The organism is Pedococcus bigeumensis (assembly GCF_039531795.1).
GTDB classification, from domain to species: Bacteria; Actinomycetota; Actinomycetes; order Actinomycetales; family Dermatophilaceae; genus Pedococcus; species Pedococcus bigeumensis.
Genome location: NZ_BAAAQS010000001.1, coordinates 44,188 through 66,692, shown reverse-complemented (window position 1 = coordinate 66,692; position 22,505 = coordinate 44,188). Strand labels below are relative to the sequence as shown.

Sequence of the window (22,505 nt, the reverse complement as noted above, 5' to 3'; positions counted from 1 at the left end):
TCAGGCGGTGTCGACGTAGGACGTTCGCAGGTACTTGTGCACGGCGTCCTCCGGGACCCGGAAGGACCGCCCCACGCGAATGGCGGGAAGCTCGCCTGCGTGCACCATGCGGTACACCGTCATCTTCGACACGCGCATGATCGAGGCCACCTCGGCAACGGTCAGGAACCGCACCTCGGCGAGCTGTCGCTCGTTGGACATGTGTTACCTCGATCTTCTACACGCGCGCATCGCCGGCTTCCCTTCCGGCGGACCTCTACTCGCGTGCAGAAGGAACTGTAGGGGCTGATGTGACTCGTGGGGAAGCCAATGGAAAAACTTCTTCCCGCTTGTCCAGTCGACACGCCGCAGGGCCCCGATGAATCACACGGGTGTCACTCCTGCGCCGCCCGGTGGTCAGTCGAACCAGGCGTCCAGCCCGTGCAGGGCGAAGACCGCCTGCCGGGTGGCCATGATGGACCGGTCGACCTCGTCGTGGGGGTTGTAGCCCATGTCCCAGGGCTGGTGCCAGATCGGGCCGGCGGCCGGGTCGAGGTCGCCCATCCGGCGCGGCCCCTCGCGACCGAAGGCCTGCCGCACGTGGTCGAGCCAGTCCTGCGGCACGGGCTCGGTCAGCGCGATCGGCTGGTGCGCCGCGATGGCGGTCAGGTGGGTCCAGGTCCTCGGCACGACCTGCACCAGCTCGTAGCCCCCGCCGCCCAGCGCCACCCAGCGGCCGTCGCAGACCTCGTGCGACAGCCGGTGCAGCGCGTCGGCGGCCATCCGCTGGGCGTCCACCGACATCGCCAGGTGCGCGAGCGGGTCCTGCGCATGGGTGTCGCAGCCGTGCTGGGTGACGAGCACGTCAGGCTTGAAGGCGCGCACCAGCGGCAGGGCGGTCGAGTACAGCGCCCGCAGCCAGGCCGAGTCGCCGGTGCCCGGGGGCAGGGCGACGTTGACGGCATCCCCCTGCGCCTTCGGGCCGCCGATGTCGCCGGCGAAGCCGGTGCCGGGGAAGAGCGCGCGACCCGACTCGTGCATCGACACGGTGAGCACCCGCGGGTCGTCCCAGAAGATCCGTTCGACGCCGTCGCCGTGGTGGACGTCGACGTCGACGTAGGCCACCCGCTTGGCGCCGTGGTCGAGCAGCCACTGGATGCCGACGGCGATGTCGTTGTAGATGCAGAACCCTGCGGCGTTGCCCGCCATCGCGTGGTGCAGCCCGCCGCAGAAGTTGACGCCGTGCTGCGCCCGGCCCTCCCAGACGTCGGCGCACACCTGCCGAGTGCCCTCGACCACGCGGGCGCTCGCGTCGTGCATGCCGGCGAACCCCGGGTCGTCCTCGGTGCCCAGCCCGTACGCCGGGTCGGCAGCTCCCGGGTCCTCGGACGCGGCACGCACCGCGGCGACGTAGTCCGCGGTGTGGACCGTGGTCAGCACGTCGTCGTCGGGCACCGGGGGCGAGAAGACCTCGACCCCCTCGTGGTCGAACACCCCCATCGCCTCACAGAGCCGGGCGGTCAGGTCGAGCCGGACCGGGCTCATGGGATGACCCGGTCCGAAGTCATAGGCGGTGAAGCCGGGGTCCCAGACCACCCGCACCTGTGAGGGCATGGCCCGACGCTACCCGTCGCGCGACGATTCCCGACAGCGCGGTCCCACCTGCAGGGACGCGCTAGCGTGGGAGGTCTCACCATTCCCGATGCCGCGGAGGGCCGCAGTGGCGAAGAAGCTCTACGAGGACGACGTCCTCGTCATCGGTCTCGGCCGGTTCGGCGGTGCGGTGGCGATCGAGCTGCAGCGTCTCGGCCACCACGTGGTGGCCGTCGAGCGCGACCCCCAGCTCGCAGAGTCGTTCCTGGGCAGGGTGACCCGCATCGTGCAGGCCGACGCGGCCCAGCCGCAGGCGCTCGCCAACCTCAAGGCGCGCAGCTTCCAGATCGCGGTGGTCGGCATCGGCTCGTCGGTGGAGGCCTCGGTGCTCTGCGCGATGAACCTCGTCGACGCCGGCATCCCCACGATCTGGGCCAAGGCCCTGTCGCCGGAGCACGCACGCATCCTCGACCGGATCGGGGTGCACCACGTCATCTCCCCCGAGGTCGACAGCGGACGCCGCGTCGCCCACCTGCTCAACGGCAAGCTGATGGACTATATCGAGTTCGACGACGGCTTCGCGATCGTCAAGATGAAGCCGCCGCAGGAAGCCATCGGGTTCACGTTGAAGCAGAGCGCGATTCGCAGCAAGTACGGGGTGACCGTCGTGGGCGTGAAGTCACCCCACAGCGACTTCACGTATGCCGTGCCCGAGACCAAGGTGACCGCGCACGACACCCTGATCGTCAGCGGGCCGACCGACCTGCTCGACCGGCTCGCCTCCCGCCCGTAGCCCTCGGACGTCGGGGACGCCGCAGTCCTGGCTGGGCGGCATACCCGCGTCGCACATGGCGAGTGGCTCAGAGGTTCGGGACGCCGCGGTCCTCGCCGAGCGGCAGCACCATGGCCACCTCGTCCTCGTCGCCGTCGTCGGCGCCCTTGACCCGCATGGGTCGACGACTGTCGGTCGGCCGGAAACCGAACCCGCTCGCGAACGCCACGGCACGACCGTTGTCGGCTCCGACCCAGTAGGCGAGGTGGCTGCGGCCCTGCCTGCGGGCGGCATCGGCGCCGGCCTGCACGAGCTGGCTGGCGACTCCCGTGCCCCGCGCGGCGGGCGTGACCCAGAGGCCGAAGAGCTCGGCCACCTTCGCGTTCTCCTTCTCACCCTCCTGGCGGGCCTGGCCCAGGCTGGCGACACCGACGGGGGCACCGTCCTGCTCGGCGAGCAGCCGCTGGCTGCGCCGCATCCGGGTGCGCCAGAAGTCCTCGTCGTAGGCGCGTTCCTCGTCGGCGGTGGCCACGAAGGCCTCGGGCGATTCCTCGAGAGCGTTCAGCCGCACCGATCGGTACTGCTCCCACTCGTCCTCACCCAGGGCACGCACGGTGATGTCGCTCATGACCCCACTGTCGCACGATCACCGGGTCCATCGGCACTGGAGCTGCCGAGTGTTCACCCAGAGCCGACCGGCAGCTCGCCCAGCACCAGCTCCATCTCGAACTCCGTCACCGAGGGCTGGTGGGGCAGCTCGCCCGTGCGTCCCGTGCGGGTGAACCCGACCCGCTCGTAGAAGCCGATCGCCCGCTCGTTGTCGTCGGCCACGTCGAGCAGGACCCGCCGCCGGCCGGCGCGACGAGCGTGGTCGAGCAGGGCCCGCACGAGCTGGTCGGCCACGCCGCGACCCCGCGCGTGGGACGCCACCCACATCGCCACCAGGTAGGTCTCGTCGTCAGCCTGGCCGGGTGCGTGGAAGGACGTCACCGCCCCCACCGGGAGCTCACCCTCGAAGGCCAGCCAACCGTCGCTGTCGGCCATCCGCTCGACCCAGAGCTCGTCGGGAAAGGCGATCTCGCGCGCGAAGCTGCTGCCGTAGGCGAGCGGGGTGTCGAGCAGCATGGCCAGCCGCACCGCGCGGTAGACCTGCCAGACCGAGGGCTCGACCGGCCTGATGGTCAGGGCAGGGGCGGGAGCAACGTCCGGGCCAGGGCTCGGCCCGACCGCCGGGGCAGGGCTCGACCCGGCGCCCGGGTCAGTCATTCCCCGACGCCAGCTCGTGCGAGCGGTTGGCCGCCGCCTCCATCGCCGTGATGAACGCGGCCCGGACCTTGTGGTCGTCGAGCTGGCGCAGCGCCGCGGCGGTGGTCCCGCCGGGTGAGGTGACCTGCTCGCGCAGCACGGTCGGGTGCTGACCGGTCTCCCGCATCATCGTCGCGGCGCCGAAGAGGGTCTGGACCACGAGCTCGGTCGCGGTGGGCCGGGGCAGGCCGAGCACCACGCCCGCCTCGATCATCGCCTCGACCACGTAGAAGATGTAGGCCGGCCCGCTGCCGCTGATCGCGGTCACCGCGTCCTGGTGCTTCTCCGCGACCTGGACCACCCGGCCACAGGACCGCAGCAGCTCGGCCGCCTCCTCCAGGTGCACGGCGTCGGCGCTGCGCCCCGGGCTCACCGCAGCCATCCCCTGGTCGACCAGGGCCGGCGTGTTGGGCATGACCCGGACGACGGCCACCCCAGCCGGCAGCCGGCTCTCGAGGTACTGCGTGGGGATGCCGGCGGCCAGGCTCACGACGAGGTTGCCCGCGGACACGTGGTCACCGATCTCCTCGACCAGGCCGCCCATGTCCTGCGGCTTCACGACGAGGACCAGGGTGTCGGCGGCCTCGGCCGCCTCGATGTTGGACATCGCCCGCACGCCGTACCGCTGGGCCAGCTCTTCGGCGCGATCGGCCCGGCGAGCGGTCACGATCAGCTCGTCAGCGCTGCGCCCTGACCGGATCAGTCCCGACAACAGCGTCTCGCCCATCACCCCGGCGCCGAGTATTGCCACAGTTCCCATGCCGACAGTCTTCCAGTCGTCGTGGTGCCGGCGCGCGGCCTTTGCGCGCGACCGTCAGTTCTTGGTGGCCAGGCCGCGCAGGAAGAACATCGTGTTGGCGGGACGCTCGGCCATCCGGCGCATGAGGTAGCCGTACCACTCCTCGCCGTAGGGGATGTAGACCCGCATCTGGTTGCCACGGTCCGCGATCCGCTTCTGCTCCTCGGGACGGATGCCGTAGAGCATCTGGTACTCGTAGCTGTCGGCGTCGCGCCCGTGGTGGGCGGCCAGGGCCCCGGCGATCTCGACCAGCCGGGGGTCGTGGCTGGCGACCATCGGGTAACCCTCGCCGGCCATCAGGATCTTGAGGCAGCGCACGTAGTTCTGGTCGACGTCGGAGCTGCTCTGGAAGGCCACCGACTCGGGCTCCTTGTAGGCCCCCTTGCACAGCCGGACCCGGCTGCCCTCGTGGGCCAGGTCGCGGCAGTCGCCCTCGCTGCGGCGCAGGTAGGACTGGATCACGGCGCCCACCCACGGGAAGTCCTGGCGCAGCTCTCGCAGCGACTCCAGGGTGGCGTCGGTGGTGGTGTGGTCCTCCATGTCGAGGGTCACCGTGGTCCCGGCGTTCGCGGCGGCCTGGCAGATCTCGCGGGCGTGCTCGAGCGCGATCTTGTCGCCGTCGCCGGGCAGGTACTGACCGAGCGCCGACAGCTTCAGGCTCACCTCGCCCATGCCGTGCTGCGACAGGTCGGCGTCGGCGAGCGCCTTCAGCAGGTCGATGTAGTGGTCACGGGTGCGGATGGCCTGGGTGAGGTCGGTGGTGTCCTCGCCGAGGTAGTCGATGGTGGCCAGGCGGTTGGTCGACCGCAGCTCCGCCGTCGCGGACACGGCGTCCTCGGTGCGTTCCCCGGGCACGAACCGCCGGACCACGCTGCGGCTCACGGGCGCCTTCTCGATCGTCTGTCGCACAGCACCGCTCCTGGAGAGCTGGAGCAGGCTGTTGCGCAGCAGGTCACTGGCGTCCACGGGTGTCCTTCCGACCTTTCGCCGCGGATCTCGCGGCGGCGTCAAGGCTAACCGCCGCGAGCCCGGACCGCCGCGTGGGTGGCCCCACGCGGCGGATCGGGCTCAGGCAGTGCGGACGGCTCCGGCGCCGGTCCGCGGCGTCACGGTGCCGCGGCCGAGAAGGACGGCAGCGAGATGGTGATCGGCCCGTTGGTGGCCGAGGCCGACAGGTAGGCGTAGACCCCCACCGCCCCGGGCGCCTGGAGGGAGGCGGTGGCATCGGTGGTGGTCGTCGTCCAACCCGCCGGCTCGGCGGTTCCTGACGGCCAGACCTTCGCGCTGAGCGTCGTGGGCCCGGTCCCGGAGATGAGGAGCCGCAGGTTCAGCGTGCTGCCCGCCGAGACGACGACCCCGGGCAACGGGACCGTCGTGAGGAGGGTCTCGGTGCCACTCACGGTCCGGATGAGGAAGGCCGTGGTGCCGGTCGCGGTGGCCCGTACCTTCACCCGGTAGTCGGACGTGCCGGCGCGACGACCGACCAGCGAGGCGTAGATGCCACCCCCCGTGCCGGGCTTGTCGAACGAGAACGACGTCCGCAGGTCGGCGTTCAGCGCCGAGGTGCTGGACAGGTACGCCGAGGGGCCGGTGCCGGCCACCATCTGCATCCGGCCGGACCCGCCGTTGACGTTGAAGTTCGAGGCGGCGGTCGTCGTGGCCCAGGCCCCGCCCGTCTGGGCGCTGCCCCAGCCACCCGTGACGATGCGCTCGAAGTCGTCCGCGGCGATGGCCCCGGGCACCGGTGCCGAGACCGTGACCTGTCGTGTCGTCGTGCCGGTGAGGCCCTGGTTGTCGGTCACGGTGAGCTGCACCGAGTACGTGCCGGCCGCGGCATACAGGTGGCTCGGGGTGACCCCGGTGCCGGTGCTGCCGTCGCCGAAGCTCCACGCGTAGCCGGTCACGGCCCCGTCGGGGTCGCTCGACCCCGACGCGTCGAAGGACGCGGTGAGCCCGGTGGCGCTCGACGTGAAGGAGGCCGTCGGCGGCTGGTTGGGGCCGCCGCCACCGTTGCGCAGGGCGTACTGCGCCTGGATCGTGGCCTGCGAGAGGGCGGTCGGGTAGACGGCCACCTCGTCCACGCCGCCGGCGAAGTTGCGGGTCGTGGGCGTGTTCGGCCAGCCGGAGAGCACGTCGCCACCGAGCCGCCAGTAGCCGAGGTAGGGCTCGGCCACGGTCGTGTCGGTGCGGGAGCCCACGAGGGCACCGTCGACGTACAGGCGCATCCCTGCGCTGCTCATCGTGGCGGTGAGCATGTGCCACTGGTTGTTGTTGTATGCCGCGCTGCTGTTCACGGTGCGGGCCTGGCTGTTGCTCAGCGCCCGGACCCCGAAGAAGATCCGCCCGGCGTTGTCCATGTAGAGCATGCGGTCGCGGTGGGCCGTGTCGCCCTGCTGGAGGTCGCCGAAGCCGAGGATCCTGCCGCCCCGGGTGGTGGCCGTCCTGATCCAGGCCTGGATGGTGAAGGTGTCCTGGCCGAACTCGCTACCGGTCGAGTACGTACGGCTGGCGTCGTTGTCGCCGAGGACCGCCGCGGAGTCACCGAGGATGGCGCCCGGCTGGTTCCAGGCCACGCCCGTTCCGGCGACGCCGTCGGTCACCCCGATGTTCGTGCTCGACGCGGTGCCGGCAGCGCGGTCCGTGACGGTGGGGCCGGCCGAGTCGTTCATCGGCCAGTAGATGCGGGCGCCGTTGGCTCGCACCGACTGGGAGTAGCCGTTCGGCTGCGCCGACGAGCCGGGCATGGTGACCGTCGCGGACGTGCCGTAGACCGTGTTGCCGCTCGGGTCGACGGCCACGAGCTGGTAGCGGTAGGTCGCGCCGGGCGTCAGCCCGGTGTCGACGAAGCCCACCGTCGGCAACGACCACCATGTCGAGTTGGCGGTGGTCGTGAGCCGTGGGGCGCCGAAGTTGCCGTCGCGGATCACCCGGTAGGTCAGCGTGTAGTCGTCCCGGTCGTAGCCGGCCAGCCAGCTCACCCGCAGGGTGGAGGACGACGTCGGCACGAGCCGGGGCACGAAGCTGCCGCCGGTGAAGATCGGCCCCTGCTTGTTCGGCGCCAGGGCCCTTCGGGCGAAGCGCACGAGTCCCTGCTGGCCGACCCCGTTGACGGTCGGGAACTCGCCGCCGTAGACGACGTAGTCGTTGTTGCCCTCGATGCTCCAGCCGGCCTGGTAGATGCCGGTGTAGGTGCCGATCGTCATGACCGGGTTCCAGGCGACCAGCGCCGGCGCGTTGGCCAGGCCGTGCCAGTTGGTGTGGTTCAGCTGGTCGCTCATGATCTCGCCGCCGACGGCGTCGGTCCACGCCTGGGAGTGCTGGTACCGCCAGGCCGGGTACTGCGGGAAGCCGCCACCCATGTCACCGCAGTAGTGCGCGTGACCCGCCGTGAAGACCACACCACCGGTCATGAAGATCGAGTAGTTGTCGCCGTGGCACGCGGTGATCCACTCGGCCGTGGAGTTGGCCACGGGGATCTTGAAGGCGCCCTCGAGGTTGCCGCCCGCGCCGTAGGTCCAGGACGTGCCGTAGACGAACGCCCCCAGGACCTTCAGGCTGCTGATGCCCGTGTCCGGCCCGGCGTTCCGCACGATCGGCTTCCAGGTGGTGTCGAGGACGCCGGTGGTCGCGTTGATCTTCGCCAGCCCGTAGGCGGACTGCCCGCCGATGTACTGGAAGGACCCGCCGGCGAAGAGCCACTGCCCGTCGGTCGAGACCGTGACCGCCCAGACGGTGTAGTCCGCAGTCGGGTTCCAGGGCAGGACCGCGCCGTCCGAAGCACGGAAGGCCGCAAGGTTCGGGCGCGGGGTGCCGTTGCCGAGGTTGTTGAAGCCACCGCCGACGTAGACGGCGCTGGCCGTCGCGGCGACGGACCGCACCTGTCCGCCCACCCCCGTGGCGGCGAAGGCCGTGACCAGCGCGCCGGTCACGGGGTCGAGCGCTGCGACCTTGTTGCGGGCCTGGCCGTTGACCGCGCTGAAGTCCCCGCCGATGTAGATCCGGCTGCCGTCGGGCGCCGCGGCGATCGACAGCACCTGGGCGTTCACCTGGGGCGCGAACGAGCCGATCAGGACGCCGGTGGTGATGTCGTAGGCGAGCACGTTGCTGCGCGCCACGAGGTTGGTGCCCGGAGCCGCACCCGCCGGCCGCGCGTTGCTGAACGAACCCGCGGCGTAGACGGTGTTGCCGACCACCACCTGCGACCAGACCACCCCGTTGATCTGCACGGTCGGCAGGGCGTCGGCGCTGATCCCGCTCGACGTCACCGGCACCACCGGTGGCACCGCCGCCGATGCGGACGTGGCCGCGCCGACCAGCGCGGCTGCACACAGCGCCACCACCCCCACGGCGCTGGTCACGGACTTCAGAACGTTGCTTCGCGACATGGCGCACCCCGACCACCACAGGTGACGGACGAGCGGGGTGTACGGGTGGGTTTCCGTCACGAGTCACACGGTCGCGGGCACGACGCACCGCCACCGGCCCGGCAAACCACCTCGGCCACATAGCGCCCCCCTGCAGGAGCCCCTCTGTCGGGCGGTTTCACCGTAACGCCGACCGCATCGTCCGAGGTCAGCCGAAGGGCGTAGACGAGCTACGGCGTGCGGTCAGGGGGTCCGGCGTCGCAGGGTGAGGCTGCCGAGCACCAGGGCCACGAGCACCCAGAGCGCGATCACGGCGGCGTCGCCGGCCACCTCGGTGCCCGGGCTGGCACTGCCGGTGACGGCCTTCATCGCGTCGACGGCATACGAGAGGGGCAGCACGTCGGAGGCCCAGTGCAGCACGTCGGGCAGGCGGTCCCGGGCGACGAGCAGTCCGCACAGGAGGAACTGCGGCAGCACCAGGGCCGGCATGAACTGGACCGCCTGGAACTCGGTGCGGGCGAACCCACTGGCGAGCAGGCCCAGCGCCGTCCCGAGCAGCGCGTCGAGCACCGCCACGCAGACGAGCTGCCACAGCGGCCCGGCCACGTCGAGCCCGCACACGTACACGGCGAAGGCGGTGGCGAGCACCGCCTGGAGCACCGCCATCACGCCGAACGCGAGCGCGTAGCCGAACATGAAGTCGCCCTTGCCCATCGGCGTGGTCAGGAGCCGTTCGAGCGTGCCGGACGTGCGCTCACGGAGGGTGGCGATGCTGGTTACGATGAACATCACGACGAAGGGGAAGACACCCAGCAGCGCGGCGCCGATGCCGTCGAACACCGGCGTGCCGTTGAAGATCCAGGCCAACAGCCCGATCAGGACGCAGGGCACCACCAGCATCAGGCCGATGGTGCGGTGGTCGGCCCGCAGCTGGGCGAGGACCCGTCCGGCGGTGACGAGGGTGCGGTGGGCGTTCATCGGGCCTCCTGGGCAGCGCGGTCGATCAGGGCGAGGAACGCCTGCTCGGCGTCGTCGGTGCCGGTGCGCTCGAGCAGGCCCGGCAGGGTGTCGTCGGCGAGGATCTCGCCCTCGCGGAGCAGCAACAACCGGTCGCAGCGACTCGCCTCGTCCATCACGTGGCTGGACACGAGCAGCGAACGCCCTTGTGCCGCAAGGCGGTTGAAGAGCCCCCACAGGTCGCGTCGCAGCACGGGGTCGAGCCCGACGGTCGGCTCGTCGAGCACGAGCAGCTCAGGGTCACCGACGAGCGCGGCCGCGAGCGAGACCCGCGAGCGCTGGCCGCCGGAGAGCTTGCCCACGAGCACGTCGGCGTGGCTCGTGAGGTCGACCGCCTCGATCGCCTCGTCGGCGGCCGCCGACCGGACTCCCAGGATGCTGGCGAAGTAGCGGACGTTGGCCCGCACGGACAGGTCGTCGTAGACGCTGGGGTCCTGGGTGACGTAGCCGATGCGGTCACGCAGCGACGGCGACCCGGCGGGCTCCCCGAGCACCGTGATCTCGCCCGACTCGACCACCTGGACACCGACCACGGCCCGGATCAGGGTGGACTTGCCGCTCCCACTGGGGCCGAGCAGGCCGACGACCCGGCCTGCCGGGACCGTGACGGACAGGTCGGGCAGCACCTCGCGCCCCCCACGCACCACGCGGAGGTTGGCGATCTCGATGACGTTTTTCATCATGCGATGAATATAGCCCTCCGAACGCACGTCGACAAGACCCCCGGCGCCCGCCGCCGGACGACCAGCCTCGGCGAGCGGCTCGCGGCGTGAGCACGAACCACCGGTGAGCGCGCCGAGCCCGGTCGCCGGCCGGTATGGCGCGTGGTCACCACACCAGGCGTCGGTGGTCACCACCCGGGGGCGTCGTGGCGGCAGCGTCGTGGCGGGGGCGTCGGGGCGGGGGCGTCGGGGCGGCTGACCCCGGGGCGGCTACGGGACGAGGTAGCGCTGGATGGTGGGGCCGACGAGCGCGGCCAGCTCGTCGTGGGTCGCGTCGACGACCGCGGGGAACTCGACGATGTAGCGCATCATCGCCAGCCCGACCATCTGGGCGGCGGCCAGCCCTGCCCTCAGCTCCATGCCGGCCGACGGCGCACCGTCGGTGGCCAGCTCGCGCACCACCCGCCCGAACACCTCGCGGGTCAGGAACTCCCTGAGCATCCGGGTCGCGTCGTCGTGGGAGACGGCCGCGCGCACCAGGGCCTGGAAGCGCTGGCGTCCGGCCTCGGAGTCCCAGACCGCGAGGAAGGTGCGCACCAGCGACTCGCCGACCTGGTCGCGCGGGCCGGAGACCACCGCGCCGATCAGGGCAGCGGGGTCGGCCGGGATGTCCATCACGGCGGCGAAGAGCTGCGGCTTGCCGCCGAAGTAGTGGTGCACGAGGGCCGGGTCGACCTCGGCCCGGCGGGCGATCCCACGCAGCGACGTGCCGTCGTAGCCCTGCTCGGCGAAGTCGACCCGCGCCGCCTCGACGATGGCCTGCCGGGTGTCGACACCGCCCGGCCGCCGCCCTCGAGGACTCATGAGACGTCAGCCGTGGAGGCGGTGGCCAGGTGCAGGCGCGCGAAGGCCAGCGCCTCGGCCAGGTCGACCTCGCGCTGGTCGGGGGTCAGCTTGCGCGTGCCGACCTCGACGACGACGGAGCCCGCGAACTGCCTCAGCGCCAGCATCTCGAGGAACTCGGCGCACGGCTGGCTGCCGCGACCCGGCACGAGGTGCTCGTCCTTGACGGAGCCCAGACCGTCGGCCAGGTGGACGTGGCGCAGGCGTGGACCGAGCGCGGCGGCCATGGCCATGGCGTCCGAGCCGGCGGTGGACGTGTGCGACAGGTCGAGCGTGACGTTGTCGTAGGCCTGGGGAACCGGGTCCCAGTGGGGCAGGTAGGCCTCGAACTCCCGCTGGCGGGCCCGCCACGGGAACATGTTCTCGACGGCCAGGGCGATGCCGGTCTCGTGCTCGCGCAGCGCCACCCCCTCGACGAACTCGGCCGCGTACTCCTTCTGCCAGCGGAACGGCGGGTGCAGCACCACCGTGGACGCCCCGACCTCGCGGGCCAGCGCGATCGAGTTGTCCACCTTGGTCCAGGGGTCGGGGCCCCAGATCCGCTGGGTGAGCAGGAGGGTGGGCGCGTGCACCGACACCACCGGTATGCCGTGCAGCTCGGACAGTGCGGCGAGCGCCCCGGCCTCCTGCGACACGGGATCGGTCCACACCATGACCTCGAGCGCGTCGTAGCCGAGCCGCGCGGCGGTCGCGAAGCCGGCGGCGCAGGTGTCGGGGTAGACCGAGGCGGTCGACAGAGCCACCGTGGCCCCTGGGATCGACACCGCTCCAGCCATGCCCCGAGCCTAGCGAGCGCCCCTCAGCCCATCGTGTCGAGCCTGCTGAGGATGACTCCCTCGCGCAGGGCCCACGGGCAGATCTCCAGCCGGTCGAGGTCGAGCAGGTCCATGACCGCCTCGGCGACGAGCGCACCGGCGAGCAGCTGGTGCGACCGGCTGGCCGAGATGCCGGACAACCGCTCGCGCTGGCGGGAGGTCATCGCACCGAGGTCGGTCACCAGGGTGGCGAGAGCCACGCGCTCGAGGCTGCGCGCGGCATACGGGCCCTCGCTGCTCGGGGCGGCCCCGGTGACCCGGGCCAGCGAGCGCATCGTCTTGGAGGTGCCGACGGCACGGTCGGCGGTGCCGGCCTTGGCGAGCGGGCGCATGGCGGCCGCGAGCCGCTGGCGGATGACCCGCCGCGCCTCCCGCACCACCTCGGAGCTCGGCGGGTCGCCGGGGAGCAGGTCACGGGTGAGCCGCCCGGCACCCAGTGGCAGGGACACCGCGGCGTCGGGCTCCTCGTCCATGCCTGCGGCGAGCTCGAGGGAGCCCCCGCCGATGTCGACGACGAGCAGGGTGCCGCTCGACCACCCGAACCACCGCCGGGCGGCCAGGAAGGTCAGCCGCGCCTCGTCCTCGCCGGACAGCACCTGGAGGGCGACCCCGGTGGCCGCGCGCACGCGGGCGAGCACCTCCTCGCCGTTGGGGGCCTCGCGGATGGCGCTGGTGACGAACGCCATGACCTCCTCGACGCCCTGGTCCTCCGCGACCGCCAGGCACTCGTGGATGAAACCGGTGAGCGCCGCCTCCCCCGACTCGGCGATGTCGCCCGCGTCGGTCACGTGCTCCGAGAGCCGCAGCTCGATCTTGTGGGAGGTGGCCGGCAGGGGCTGGGCGCCACGGTGCGCGTCCACGACGAGCAGGTGGACCGTGTTGGAGCCGACGTCGATGACCCCGAGGCGCATGGCTGCACGCTACGACACCCGCGGTGCGCGCGGAGGAGCGTCCCACCGCCACGGCCCTCCTTCCGGCCATCCTTCCGGCCCGCCCTCCGGCCGGATCCCGGGAGGCGGTCCGCGACCTCCCGGGAAAGACTGGGGCGCATGCCGTCCGACACCGACCGGGGCCACCGCACCCCCGGGACGACTCCCGGCGACGCCGGCCGGGAGCGCGGCCCGGTCTGGCCGGTCACCGCCCTGGTGATCCTGGTGGGCTGGTGCCTGCTCGCGTGGACGGTGCTGGTCGTGGCCATCGACACGGCGCCGTTCTTCGGTGAGACCGCCTCCCGCGACCGCTACGTCGAGTCGGGGATGGTCGCCCTGACGGCACTGGTGCCCCTCGCCCTGGTGGTCGGGCTGGGCCTGCTCGCGGGGTCGCGGTGGGGGCTGACCCTGCTGGCCGCGCCCGCGCTGCTCCTGGTCCCGACGGGGCTGAGCATGCTCGACGGAGCCGGCGACCCCGCGAAGGCGGGCTACGGCCGCGGGGTGGCGTGGGCCGACCTCTTCGCGGATGCCACCCGCCTCAACTGGGTCGCCACCGGCGTCCTCCTCGTGGTGGTCGCCGCGGTGGCCTGGTGGCGCCGACGGCGACAGGCCAGCACACGGGCCGATCCGTAGGCGGTGTCGAGTCACTGCAGCGCAAGGCACGACGTAGGGTGACGGACGTGCCAGAGACCCCGCTCGACACCGCCCGCATCTGGGTGGAGTTCACCGACCCCGCCGACTCGGGGCAGCGCTTCCGCTGCGACCTCACCTGGCTGACGTCGAGTTGGACGTGCATCTTCGGCAGCGGGTGCCAGGGCATCTACGCCGGCCGCCCCGACGACGGCTGCTGCACGCTGGGCGCCCACTTCACCGACGACGACGACATCAAGCGGGTCAAGAAGGTCGTCAAGGAGCTCGGCGAGGACGAGTGGCAGCTGCACCCCGGCTCCACCAAGCTCGGCGCCTGGACCGAGAAGGAGGACGACGCCCTCAAGACCAAGGTGGTCGACGGCGCCTGCATCTTCCTCAACCGGCCCGGGTTCCCCGCAGGGGCCGGCTGCGCCCTCCACCAGCACGCGGTCCTCACCGGCAAGGAGCCGCACACGGTCAAGCCCGACGTGTGCTGGCAGCTGCCGATCCGCCGCACCTACCGCAAGGTCGAGCTCCCCGACGGCTCGAGCTGGCAGGAGGTCAGCATCACCGAGTACGACCGGCGCGGCTGGGGCCCCGGTGGGCACGACCTCGACTGGTACTGCTCGAGCAACCCCGAGGCCCACGTGGGTCGCGAGCCGGTCTTCCGCAGCAACCGCGGCGAGCTCGTCGAGCTGATGGGCGAAGCGGCCTACGGAGAGCTCGAGATCCGCTGCGAGGCCCACCTCGCCAGCGTCAAGGCAGCGCGAAACGCCTACTCCCGCAAGATGTTGCCCCTGCTCGTCCACCCAGCGACGCTGGCCGCCCAAGAGGCCCGCAAGGGCCGATGACCCGCCCGAGCCGATGAGCGCCGCGACCGGTCGTCCCGAGCCGACGCGCAGCCCCAACATCTGGGACTCCCCCGACGTCTACGAGGTCGAGAACCGCGGGGTCGACCGCGCCGGGCTGCTCGAGTCGGCCATGGACGCGCTGCACCCGTTCGCCGGCGTCGACCTGGTGGACGTCGGCTGCGGCACCGGGTTCCACCTGCCGCGCTTCGCCGCGCTCGGGTGCGCCACGGTGGTGGGCGTCGAACCGCACCCACCCCTCCTCGCGATCGCCGAGGGCCGCGTCGCCGGTATGCCGGCGGTGCGGGTCCTCGAGGGCGTCGCCCAGGCGCTTCCCCTGGCCGAGGCGTCGGTCGACATCGCCCACGCCCGGTGGGCCTACTTCTTCGGCGCCGGTTGCGAACCGGGCCTGCGCGAGCTCGAGCGAGTCCTGCGACCCGGCGGCACGGCCTACGTCATCGACAACGACGCCACCCGCTCGACGTTCGGGCGCTGGTTCTCCCGCGCCAACCCGTCCTACGACGCCGCTGCCGTGGAGCGGTTCTGGAGCCGGCAGGGGTGGTCGCGCGAGCGGCTGACCATCTCGTGGGAGCTCGACTCGCGCGAGGACTTCGAGTCGGTGGTGGGCATCGAGTTCCCCGAGACCGCCGCCGAGGGGATCCTCGCCGAGCACGCCGGCACCGGCGTCGACTACGCGGTCAACCTGTGGTGGCGCCACTTCTGATCGCCTGCTGACGTGCTCGTTGGCCGCCGGTGGCGTGGTCGTCGGGTCTGGACAGGGGCAGCCTCGCGGGACAAGGTGGACGGAACCGGACACCCCGGACCACAGGAGGCCGCCATGACCGAGCACGTCGCCACCGCGAGCACCACCATCGACGCCGACCCCGACCGGGTCTGGCAGGCGATGACCGACCCGAAGCTCGTCGCCGAGTACATGATGGGCAGCGAGGTGGCCAGCGACTGGCAGCCAGGCAGCCCGATCACGTGGAGCGGTGAGTGGCAGGGCAAGCCCTACCAGGACAAGGGTGAGGTCCTGCAGGCCGAGCCCGGCCGGCTGCTCGAGGTCACCCACTACAGCCCGCTCAGCGGGGACGACGACGTGCCGGAGAGCTACCACACGGTGCGGTACGAGCTCTCCCCGTCCGGCGACGGCACGGCGGTGCAGCTGACCCAGGACGGCTGCGACAGCGCCAAGCAGGCCGCGGAGTTCTCGCAGAACTGGCAGGGCATGCTCGACGGGCTCAAGAAGGTCGCCGAGGGCCACTGACCCCCGCCCTCCACCGGCTTGTCGGCGGCTCCCCGTAGGTTGTCGCCCATGGCAGCGAAGACGTCGACCAGGTCGAGCGGTTTCCGCTGCTCCGAGTGCGGCTGGACCGCCGTCAAGTGGGTCGGCCGCTGCGGGGAGTGCCAGTCGTGGGGCAGCGTCAGCGAGGTCGGCGCGGTCACCGTCCGCACCACCGCTGCCACCCGCGTCGAGCGTCCCGCCGTGCCGATCGGCCAGGTCGACGTGCGGCGTGCCGAGGCGCGGAGCACCGGCGTGGGCGAGTTCGACCGGGTGCTCGGCGGCGGGCTGGTCCCGGGCGCGGTGGTGCTGGTCGCCGGCGAGCCGGGGATCGGCAAGTCCACCCTGCTCCTCGACGTCGCGGCCCGCGCCGCCCGGTCGGGCGACGGGCGCAAGGTCCTCTACGTCACCGGCGAGGAGTCGGCGGCCCAGGTGCGGATGCGGGCCGAGCGGATCGAGGCGATGGCCGCGACCCTGTTCCTCGCCGCGGAGACCGACCTCGCCACCGTGCTCGGCCAGATCGAGGAGGTGCAGCCCGACCTCGTCATCGTCGACTCGGTGCAGACCATCGCGAGCGGCGAGGTCGAGGGCTCGGCCGGCAACGTCACCCAGGTGCGCGAGGTGGCCGCCTCGCTGATCCAGGTGGCCAAGTCCCGCGGCATCGCCACGCTCCTGGTCGGCCACGTCACCAAGGACGGCTCGATCGCCGGGCCGCGCGTCCTGGAGCACCTGGTCGATGTCGTCGTGCAGTTCGAGGGCGACCGGCACTCGCGACTGCGGCTCGTCCGGGCGGTGAAGAACCGCTACGGCCCGACCGACGAGGTCGGCTGCTTCGACCTGTCCGACCTCGGGATCGTCGGGCTGCCCGACCCCAGCGGGCTGTTCCTCTCGCGAGGCACCCTGACCGTCCCCGGCACGTGCGTCACGGTCGCCCTCGAGGGTCGTCGGCCCCTGATGACGGAGGTCCAGGCCCTGGTCGCCAAGAGCGAGATCCCCACCCCTCGACGCGCGACCAGCGGGCTCGACTCCGCCCGGGTGTCGATGATCATCGCCGTCCTCGCCAAGCGGGCGCAGGCGCCGATCGGCAACGCCGACGTCTACCTCTCCACCGTCGGCGGCGTCCGCCTCACCGAGCCGGCCTCCGACCTCGCGATCGCGCTCTCGGTGGCCAGTGCCGTCAAGGACCAGCCGCTGCCCGATCACGCCATCGCGTTCGGCGAGCTCGGGCTGGCCGGCGAGATCCGCCCGGTCTCGGGCATGCCTCGACGCCTCGCCGAGGCCGCCCGGCTCGGGTTCCGCACGGCCTACGTTCCCCAGGGGGTGCTGGGCAGCGGCCCGACCCCCGACGGCATGCAGGTCGTGGAGTGCGACGACATCCGTGGCGCGGTGCGCGCGGCCCTGCAGCCGGTGCACGGTTAGACTCGCGCCAGACCGGACCGGCGGCACCAAAGGGGTTTGACCAGTGGATCTTCGCGAGGACGACGCGCTGCGCGCCACCCTCGCCGCCGTGGCACCGGGTACCGAGCTGCGCGACGGCCTGGAACGCATCCTCCGAGGGCGCACGGGTGCCCTCATCGTGCTCGGGCACGACCGCACCGTGGAGCAGCTCTCGACCGGCGGCTTCCCGCTCGACGTGGAGTTCTCCGCGACCCGGCTGCGCGAGCTCGCGAAGATGGACGGCGGCATCGTGCTCGACCGGGAGGCCTCGCGCATCCTGCGGGCCGCCACCCAGCTCGTGCCCGACCCCTCCATCGAGACCAGCGAGTCCGGCACCCGGCACCGCACCGCGGAGCGGGTGGCCAAGCAGACCGGCTACCCCGTCATCTCGGTCAGCCAGTCGATGCGCATCGTCGCCATCTACGTCGACGGCCGCCGCCACGTCCTGGAGGACTCCAGCGCGATCCTCTCCCGGGCCAACCAGGCCCTGCAGACCCTCGAGCGGTACAAGTCGCGCCTGGACGAGGTCACCGGCACCCTGTCGGCGCTCGAGATCGAGGACCTGGTGACGGTCCGCGACGTGGCCAGCGTGCTGCAGCGCCTCGAGATGGTGCGGCGGATCCGCGACGAGATCTCCGGCTACGTCGTCGAGCTCGGCGTCGACGGACGCCTGCTCACCCTCCAGCTCGAGGAGCTGACCGGCGGCCTCGGCAACGACCGCGAGCTGGTCATCCGTGACTACCTGCCGGTCACCAAGGCCGACCTCACGCTCGAGCAGGCGATGGCGGCGCTCGAGGAGCTGACCTCGACCGAGCTCCTCGACCTCGCCGCGGGGGCCAAGGCCGTGGGCTTCGCGGTCGGTGGCGACGCCCTCGACTCGGCGGTGAGCCCGTGCGGCTACCGCCTGCTGAGCAAGGTGCCGCGCCTGCCGGGCGCCATCGTCGACCGCCTGGTCGAGCACTTCGGGAGCCTGCAGAAGCTGCTGGCGGCCAACCTCGAGGAGCTCATGGACGTCGACGGCGTCGGCGAGGGCCGCGCCCGGGCCGTCCGCGAGGGCCTGTCCCGCCTGGCTGAGTCGAGCATCCTCGAACGCTACGTGTGAGCACCGGCGCCGCTCCCGAACGTCTGCACCACGAGGTGCTGGAGTGGTACGCCGTGTCCGCGCGCGACCTGCCGTGGCGTCGACCCGAGGCCACTCCCTGGGGCATCTTCGTCTCCGAGGTCATGCTCCAGCAGACCCCGGTCGCCAGGGTCGTGCCGGTCTGGCGTGAGTGGCTCTCCCGGTGGCCCACCCCGAGCGCGCTGGCCACCGAGGCTCCCGGTGAGGCGGTGCGCGCGTGGGGCCGGCTCGGTTACCCGCGGCGCGCGCTGCGGCTGCATGCCGCTGCCGTCGCCATGACGGAGCGGCACGACGGCGCCGTCCCGGCCACCGAGCAGGAGCTGCTGGCGCTGCCCGGGGTCGGCACCTACACCGCGGCCGCCGTCGCGACCTTCGCCTTCGGCGAGCGCACCACCGTCGTCGACACCAATGTGCGCCGCGTGCTGGCCCGGGTCGTGGGCGGTCAGGAGTATGCCGCGCCCTCACCGACGCGGGCGGAGCTCACCGTCGCCGCAGGGTTGGTCCCCGTGGATGCGCCCCGGGCACGGACCTGGAGCGTCGCGGTCATGGAGCTGGGGGCGATCGTCTGCACGGCTCGCACCCCGCGCTGCTCGGACTGCCCCGTCGCCGACCTGTGCGCCTGGCAGCTCGCCGGTCGGCCCGCTCACCAGGGCCCAGCCCGACGAGGGCAGGCGTGGGAGGGCACCGACCGGCAGCTGCGCGGGGCGCTCCTGGCCATCCTGCGCGAGAGCACCGACCCGGTGCCTCGCTCGGCGCTGGAGGCATTGTCCGACAACGAGATTCAGCGCGAGCGGTGCCTCGACTCGCTGGTCGCCGACGGCCTCGTCGAGCCGCTCCCCCATGACCGCTTCCGGCTGCCGGCTTCGCGCGAGGCGAGCTGAGGTGGGCGCGCCCACGGGTCGCCGGGCCGCGCACGCCCTCCGCGTGGGTGCCGCCCGCGCGGGCCGGGTCGTGGGGCGTGGCACGCTGGCCGGGGCCAGGCTGGCCGGGCGTGGCAGCCGGGCCGGGGCACGTCGGGCGCGCGCCTACACGCACTCGGCCGGAGCGGGCGAAAGCGGCCTGGCGCGGCTGGTGGAGCTGCACTTCGTCAACCTGATGGGCGACGCCGCCCTGACCGTGTCGCTGGCCGGCACCATCTTCGCGATCCCGACCGACGAGGCCCGTGGACAGGTCGCCCAGTTCCTGGCCCTCACGATGGCGCCGTTCGCCCTGCTGGCGCCCTTCATCGGCCCACTGCTCGACCGGTTCCGCCACGGCCGGCGCTGGGCCATCGGCACCACCCTCGCGCTCCGGGCCTTCCTGTGCTGGGTGCTGGCCGGGGCGGTGGCCAACGACTCGCCGTGGCTGTTCCCGGCCGCGCTCGGCTGCCTCGTCGCCTCCAAGGCCTACGGCGTGACCCGCGCCTCGGCCGTGCCCCGGCTGCTGCCACCCGGCTTCAGCCTGGTCAACGCCAACTCCCGCAACGCGCTCGCCGGTGTCGCGGGCATGGCGGTCGGGGGCGGGCTCGCGGGCGCCGCCGCCCGGGTCGGGCCCGAGTGGTCACTGCGGCTGGCGTTCGTCATCTACGTCGTGGGCACCGTGCTGGCCATCCGGCTCCCCGCCAGGGTCGACTCCAGCAGCGGCGAGCAGGACATCGCGGACACCGGGCCGCTGCCGGTCCCGCACCGCGAAGCCCGGCGGCTGGGGCTGTTCCAGCGGCTCCGGGCGCGGGTCGCCGCGCTGCCGGTGCCGGTCCTCACCGCGCTCTGCAGCGCCGTCGGCGCCCGGCTCCTGACCGGGTTCCTGACGTTGTTCATGGCCTTCCTCATGCGCGAGCACCCGCTCCCCGGCCACAGCGGCACCTTCGTGCTCGCCCTCGTGGTCGGCGCGGCCGGCGCCGGCAACGCGCTCGGCACGGTCGTCGGCAACGCGCTGCGACGGCTCCGGCCCGACCTGATCATCGCGGTGGCGCTGATCGCCGACGTGCTGGCGGCGCTCGCGGCGGCGCTGTTCTACTCGCTCACGACGTTGCTCGTCCTCGGCCTGGTCGCGGGTCTCGGGGCCCAGCTGATCAAGCTGAGCAGCGACGCCGTCGTGCAGCGCGACATCGACGAGACCGTCCGCACCCGGGTGTTCGCGTGGTCGGAGACCGTGCTGCAGATCGCCTGGGTGGTCGGCGGCGGGATCGGGATCGCGCTGCCCCTGGTCCCGCGCCTCGGCTTCGGGGTCATCTCCGGGCTGCTGCTCCTCGTGCTGGCCGCGTCGGTGCGGATCCGGATGAGCCGTCCACACGGTCCGCACCGCACCCCGCACCGCACGCCGCACCCCACGTCGCACCCTTCGCCGCCGGACGGGTCGAGGTGAACCGGCTCAGAGGGTGCGGAGCATGCGGGTGTTGCCGAGGGTGTTGGGCTTGACCCGCTCGAGGTCCAGGAACTCGGCGACACCTTCGTCGTAGGAGCGCACCAGCTCGGCGTAAACCTCCGGCTCGACGGCCTGCCCCTCGATCACCTCGAAGCCGTGCCGGGCGAAGAAGTCGACCTCGAAGGTCAGGCAGAACAGCCGCTCGACCCCCAGCGCCCGGGCGTCGTCGACGAGCGCCGCCATCAGCAGCGAGCCGACCCCGTGGCCCTTGGCCTCCGGCCGCACGGCCAGCGTGCGGATCTCGGCGAGGTCCTCCCACATGACGTGCAGGGCGCCACAGCCCACCACCACCCCGTCCTGCTCGGCGACCCGGAACTGCTGGAGCGCCTCGTAGTAGGTCACGGCGTCCTTGGACACCAGGACCCGGGAGTCCGCGTGCGGGCGGACGATCTCGCGGATCGTCCGGATGTCACTCGTGCGCGCCGCCCGGATCGTGACCGGTCCGGCGGGGGTCGCAGGGTCAGGCACGGAGGTGGCCGTCCTTCATGTCCGAGAAGATCGACCTCGCCCCCGAGCCGAGCAGCACCACGGACTGGCCCTCGCGGGTGCCGATCGCTCCGGGCACGACCTTGTTGGGCACCGGGGCCCCGGTGTTCACGTACAGGCTGGCGCACAGGTTGAGGACCTCGCCGACGGTGAGGTCGGTGCTCAGGTGGGGTCCCATCTTCGACAGCAGGCCGGCCAGGGCTCCCGGCCCCGCCTTGCGCGCCATCATCATGCCGGCCTTGATCAGCGCGCCCTGGTTCGCGGACCGGCCGAAGTCGCCGTTGGGGAGGTGCTTGCGCTCCCGGGCCAGCGCGAGCGCGTGCTTGGCGTCGAGCTTGTTCGTGCCGGGCTTGACGATCCGGAAGCCGTCGACGCTCTGCAGCGACCGCGACGCGACGAAGACGATGCCGCCGAGGCTGCGCACCATCGCCCGGAAACCCTTGAAGCCGGTGATGACGTAGCCGTCGATCTTGACCCCGCTGGCCCGCTCGATCGTCTTGACCTGACCGGCGACGCCGCCGAAGACGAGGGCGGCGTTGACCTTGCTGTTGCCCCCGGACGACAGCGGCACCCAGGAGTCGCGCGGGATCCCGACCAGGCCCCCCACGCCCTTCCTGGCGTCGACCCCGATGATGTGGAGCGCGTCGCCGCGGCACTTGGTCACCGGCTGCGGGTTGCGGGCGTCGGAGCCGATCGCGAGGATCCGCATGGTCGGGAACGGCGGACGGTAGACCGACAACGACGGCCACCAGCCCCCGACGACCTTCCAGGTCTTGTCCTTGACGAGCAGCGTGAGGTCCTTGCCCTGCACCACGGTCGCGATCGGCGAGCCCTGCCAGGTGCCGGTGGAGCCGGTCACCGTCACGGCGGAGGTGCGGGTCTTGCGCTTGCCCAGCGCCGCGCCCACGCTGGCGGTGGTCACGGCCACGTCGCCCCCGAGGTAGAGCGCGGTCAGCGCCGACAGCAGGTCGGCGGGCAGCCCGGCGCCGGTCACCTTCGGCGCTGCCGTGGTGGCGCCGGTCGTCGTGGACGGCGTCGGGGCGCTGCTGGTGGTGGGGGGCTGCTCGGGTTTGTCGCCCGTGCAGGCGGCGACGGTCAGGGGGGCGGCGAACAGCCCGAGGAGGACCGTCCGGCGGGGAAGCGAGGACTCAGACACGCGCT

23 protein-coding genes are annotated in these 22,505 nt (G+C 72.4%); 9 read left to right on the top strand and 14 right to left on the bottom strand.

All coding sequences use genetic code 11. The annotated features are described in order from the left end of the window. Positions 1-201 carry a helix-turn-helix domain-containing protein gene (locus ABD262_RS00330; RefSeq protein ID WP_056915613.1) on the bottom strand — a complete coding sequence of 67 codons (201 nt, stop codon included), beginning with the start codon at positions 199-201 and terminating at the stop codon, positions 1-3. Positions 202-396: 195 nt separating this feature from the next. Continuing rightward, complete coding sequence (locus ABD262_RS00325) at positions 397-1,593, bottom strand: acetoin utilization protein AcuC (RefSeq protein WP_344129449.1); 1,197 nt, start codon at positions 1,591-1,593, stop codon at positions 397-399. A gap of 88 nt (positions 1,594-1,681) precedes the next feature. Here ABD262_RS00325 and ABD262_RS00320 point away from each other — a divergent pair, with 88 nt between their 5' ends. Beyond that, positions 1,682-2,365, top strand: a complete 684-nt coding sequence (locus ABD262_RS00320; RefSeq protein WP_425564781.1) for a potassium channel family protein — start codon at positions 1,682-1,684, stop codon at positions 2,363-2,365. Between the two features lie 67 nt (positions 2,366-2,432). Here the strand turns inward: ABD262_RS00320 and ABD262_RS00315 are convergent, their stop codons facing one another. The 10 genes from ABD262_RS00315 to ABD262_RS00270 form a co-directional block, all read right to left on the bottom strand. After that, positions 2,433-2,972, bottom strand: coding sequence for a GNAT family N-acetyltransferase (locus tag ABD262_RS00315; protein WP_344129443.1), 540 nt, complete (start codon positions 2,970-2,972; stop codon positions 2,433-2,435). 53 nt (positions 2,973-3,025) lie between these two features. After that, entirely contained in the window at positions 3,026-3,610 is a 585-nt protein-coding gene (locus tag ABD262_RS00310; RefSeq protein ID WP_344129440.1) for a GNAT family N-acetyltransferase, read from the bottom strand. Further along, positions 3,603-4,409, bottom strand: a complete 807-nt coding sequence (gene proC / locus ABD262_RS00305) for a pyrroline-5-carboxylate reductase (protein WP_344129437.1) — start codon at positions 4,407-4,409, stop codon at positions 3,603-3,605. Before proC ends, ABD262_RS00310 begins: the two co-directional genes overlap by 8 nt. Before the next feature lie 54 nt (positions 4,410-4,463). Further along, a complete protein-coding gene (locus ABD262_RS00300) occupies positions 4,464-5,414 on the bottom strand; it encodes a proline dehydrogenase family protein (protein ID WP_344129434.1) in 951 nt (316 codons plus the stop codon). Between the two features lie 140 nt (positions 5,415-5,554). Beyond that, positions 5,555-8,806 carry a PKD domain-containing protein gene (locus ABD262_RS00295; RefSeq protein ID WP_344129431.1) on the bottom strand — a complete coding sequence of 1,084 codons (3,252 nt, stop codon included), beginning with the start codon at positions 8,804-8,806 and terminating at the stop codon, positions 5,555-5,557. A 249-nt stretch (positions 8,807-9,055) separates the two neighbouring features. Next, positions 9,056-9,790: an ABC transporter permease gene (locus ABD262_RS00290; protein WP_344129428.1), complete on the bottom strand. Its 735-nt coding sequence runs from the start codon at positions 9,788-9,790 to the stop codon at positions 9,056-9,058. Further along, on the bottom strand, positions 9,787-10,509 hold the full coding sequence (locus ABD262_RS00285) for an ABC transporter ATP-binding protein (protein ID WP_425564823.1): 723 nt from the start codon (positions 10,507-10,509) through the stop codon (positions 9,787-9,789). The genes ABD262_RS00290 and ABD262_RS00285 overlap by 4 nt, the downstream gene beginning before the upstream one ends. A 252-nt stretch (positions 10,510-10,761) precedes the next feature. Then, a complete protein-coding gene (locus ABD262_RS00280; RefSeq protein WP_344129422.1) occupies positions 10,762-11,355 on the bottom strand; it encodes a TetR/AcrR family transcriptional regulator in 594 nt (197 codons plus the stop codon). Then, entirely contained in the window at positions 11,352-12,170 is an 819-nt protein-coding gene (locus tag ABD262_RS00275; RefSeq protein ID WP_344129419.1) for a sugar phosphate isomerase/epimerase family protein, read from the bottom strand. The genes ABD262_RS00280 and ABD262_RS00275 overlap by 4 nt, the downstream gene beginning before the upstream one ends. 23 nt (positions 12,171-12,193) lie before the next feature. Continuing rightward, entirely contained in the window at positions 12,194-13,120 is a 927-nt protein-coding gene (locus ABD262_RS00270; protein WP_344129416.1) for a Ppx/GppA family phosphatase, read from the bottom strand. A gap of 138 nt (positions 13,121-13,258) precedes the next feature. Here ABD262_RS00270 and ABD262_RS00265 point away from each other — a divergent pair, with 138 nt between their 5' ends. The 8 genes from ABD262_RS00265 (at position 13,259) to ABD262_RS00230 (ending at position 20,798) form a co-directional block, all read left to right on the top strand. Beyond that, a complete protein-coding gene (locus ABD262_RS00265) occupies positions 13,259-13,771 on the top strand; it encodes a hypothetical protein (RefSeq protein ID WP_344129414.1) in 513 nt (170 codons plus the stop codon). A gap of 47 nt (positions 13,772-13,818) precedes the next feature. Beyond that, entirely contained in the window at positions 13,819-14,619 is an 801-nt protein-coding gene (locus ABD262_RS00260; protein ID WP_344129411.1) for a DUF3109 family protein, read from the top strand. Between the two features lie 13 nt (positions 14,620-14,632). Next, positions 14,633-15,340: a class I SAM-dependent methyltransferase gene (locus ABD262_RS00255; RefSeq protein WP_344129408.1), complete on the top strand. Its 708-nt coding sequence runs from the start codon at positions 14,633-14,635 to the stop codon at positions 15,338-15,340. A gap of 114 nt (positions 15,341-15,454) precedes the next feature. After that, positions 15,455-15,883: an SRPBCC family protein gene (locus tag ABD262_RS00250; RefSeq protein WP_344129405.1), complete on the top strand. Its 429-nt coding sequence runs from the start codon at positions 15,455-15,457 to the stop codon at positions 15,881-15,883. Positions 15,884-15,931: 48 nt separating this feature from the next. After that, on the top strand, positions 15,932-17,317 hold the full coding sequence (gene radA / locus ABD262_RS00245; RefSeq protein WP_344129402.1) for a DNA repair protein RadA: 1,386 nt from the start codon (positions 15,932-15,934) through the stop codon (positions 17,315-17,317). 43 nt (positions 17,318-17,360) lie between these two features. Next, positions 17,361-18,437, top strand: coding sequence for a DNA integrity scanning diadenylate cyclase DisA (gene disA / locus ABD262_RS00240; protein WP_344129399.1), 1,077 nt, complete (start codon positions 17,361-17,363; stop codon positions 18,435-18,437). Then, entirely contained in the window at positions 18,434-19,336 is a 903-nt protein-coding gene (locus tag ABD262_RS00235; protein WP_344129396.1) for an HhH-GPD family protein, read from the top strand. Before disA ends, ABD262_RS00235 begins: the two co-directional genes overlap by 4 nt. Position 19,337: 1 nt before the next feature. Continuing rightward, positions 19,338-20,798 (top strand): MFS transporter, encoded by a 1,461-nt coding sequence (locus ABD262_RS00230; RefSeq protein WP_344129393.1) that lies wholly within the window; start codon positions 19,338-19,340, stop codon positions 20,796-20,798. 6 nt (positions 20,799-20,804) lie between these two features. Here the strand turns inward: ABD262_RS00230 and ABD262_RS00225 are convergent, their stop codons facing one another. Further along, on the bottom strand, positions 20,805-21,326 hold the full coding sequence (locus ABD262_RS00225) for an amino-acid N-acetyltransferase (RefSeq protein WP_344129390.1): 522 nt from the start codon (positions 21,324-21,326) through the stop codon (positions 20,805-20,807). After that, positions 21,319-22,500, bottom strand: a complete 1,182-nt coding sequence (locus ABD262_RS00220; protein WP_344129387.1) for an LCP family protein — start codon at positions 22,498-22,500, stop codon at positions 21,319-21,321. Before ABD262_RS00220 ends, ABD262_RS00225 begins: the two co-directional genes overlap by 8 nt. Positions 22,501-22,505 lie beyond the last annotated feature (5 nt).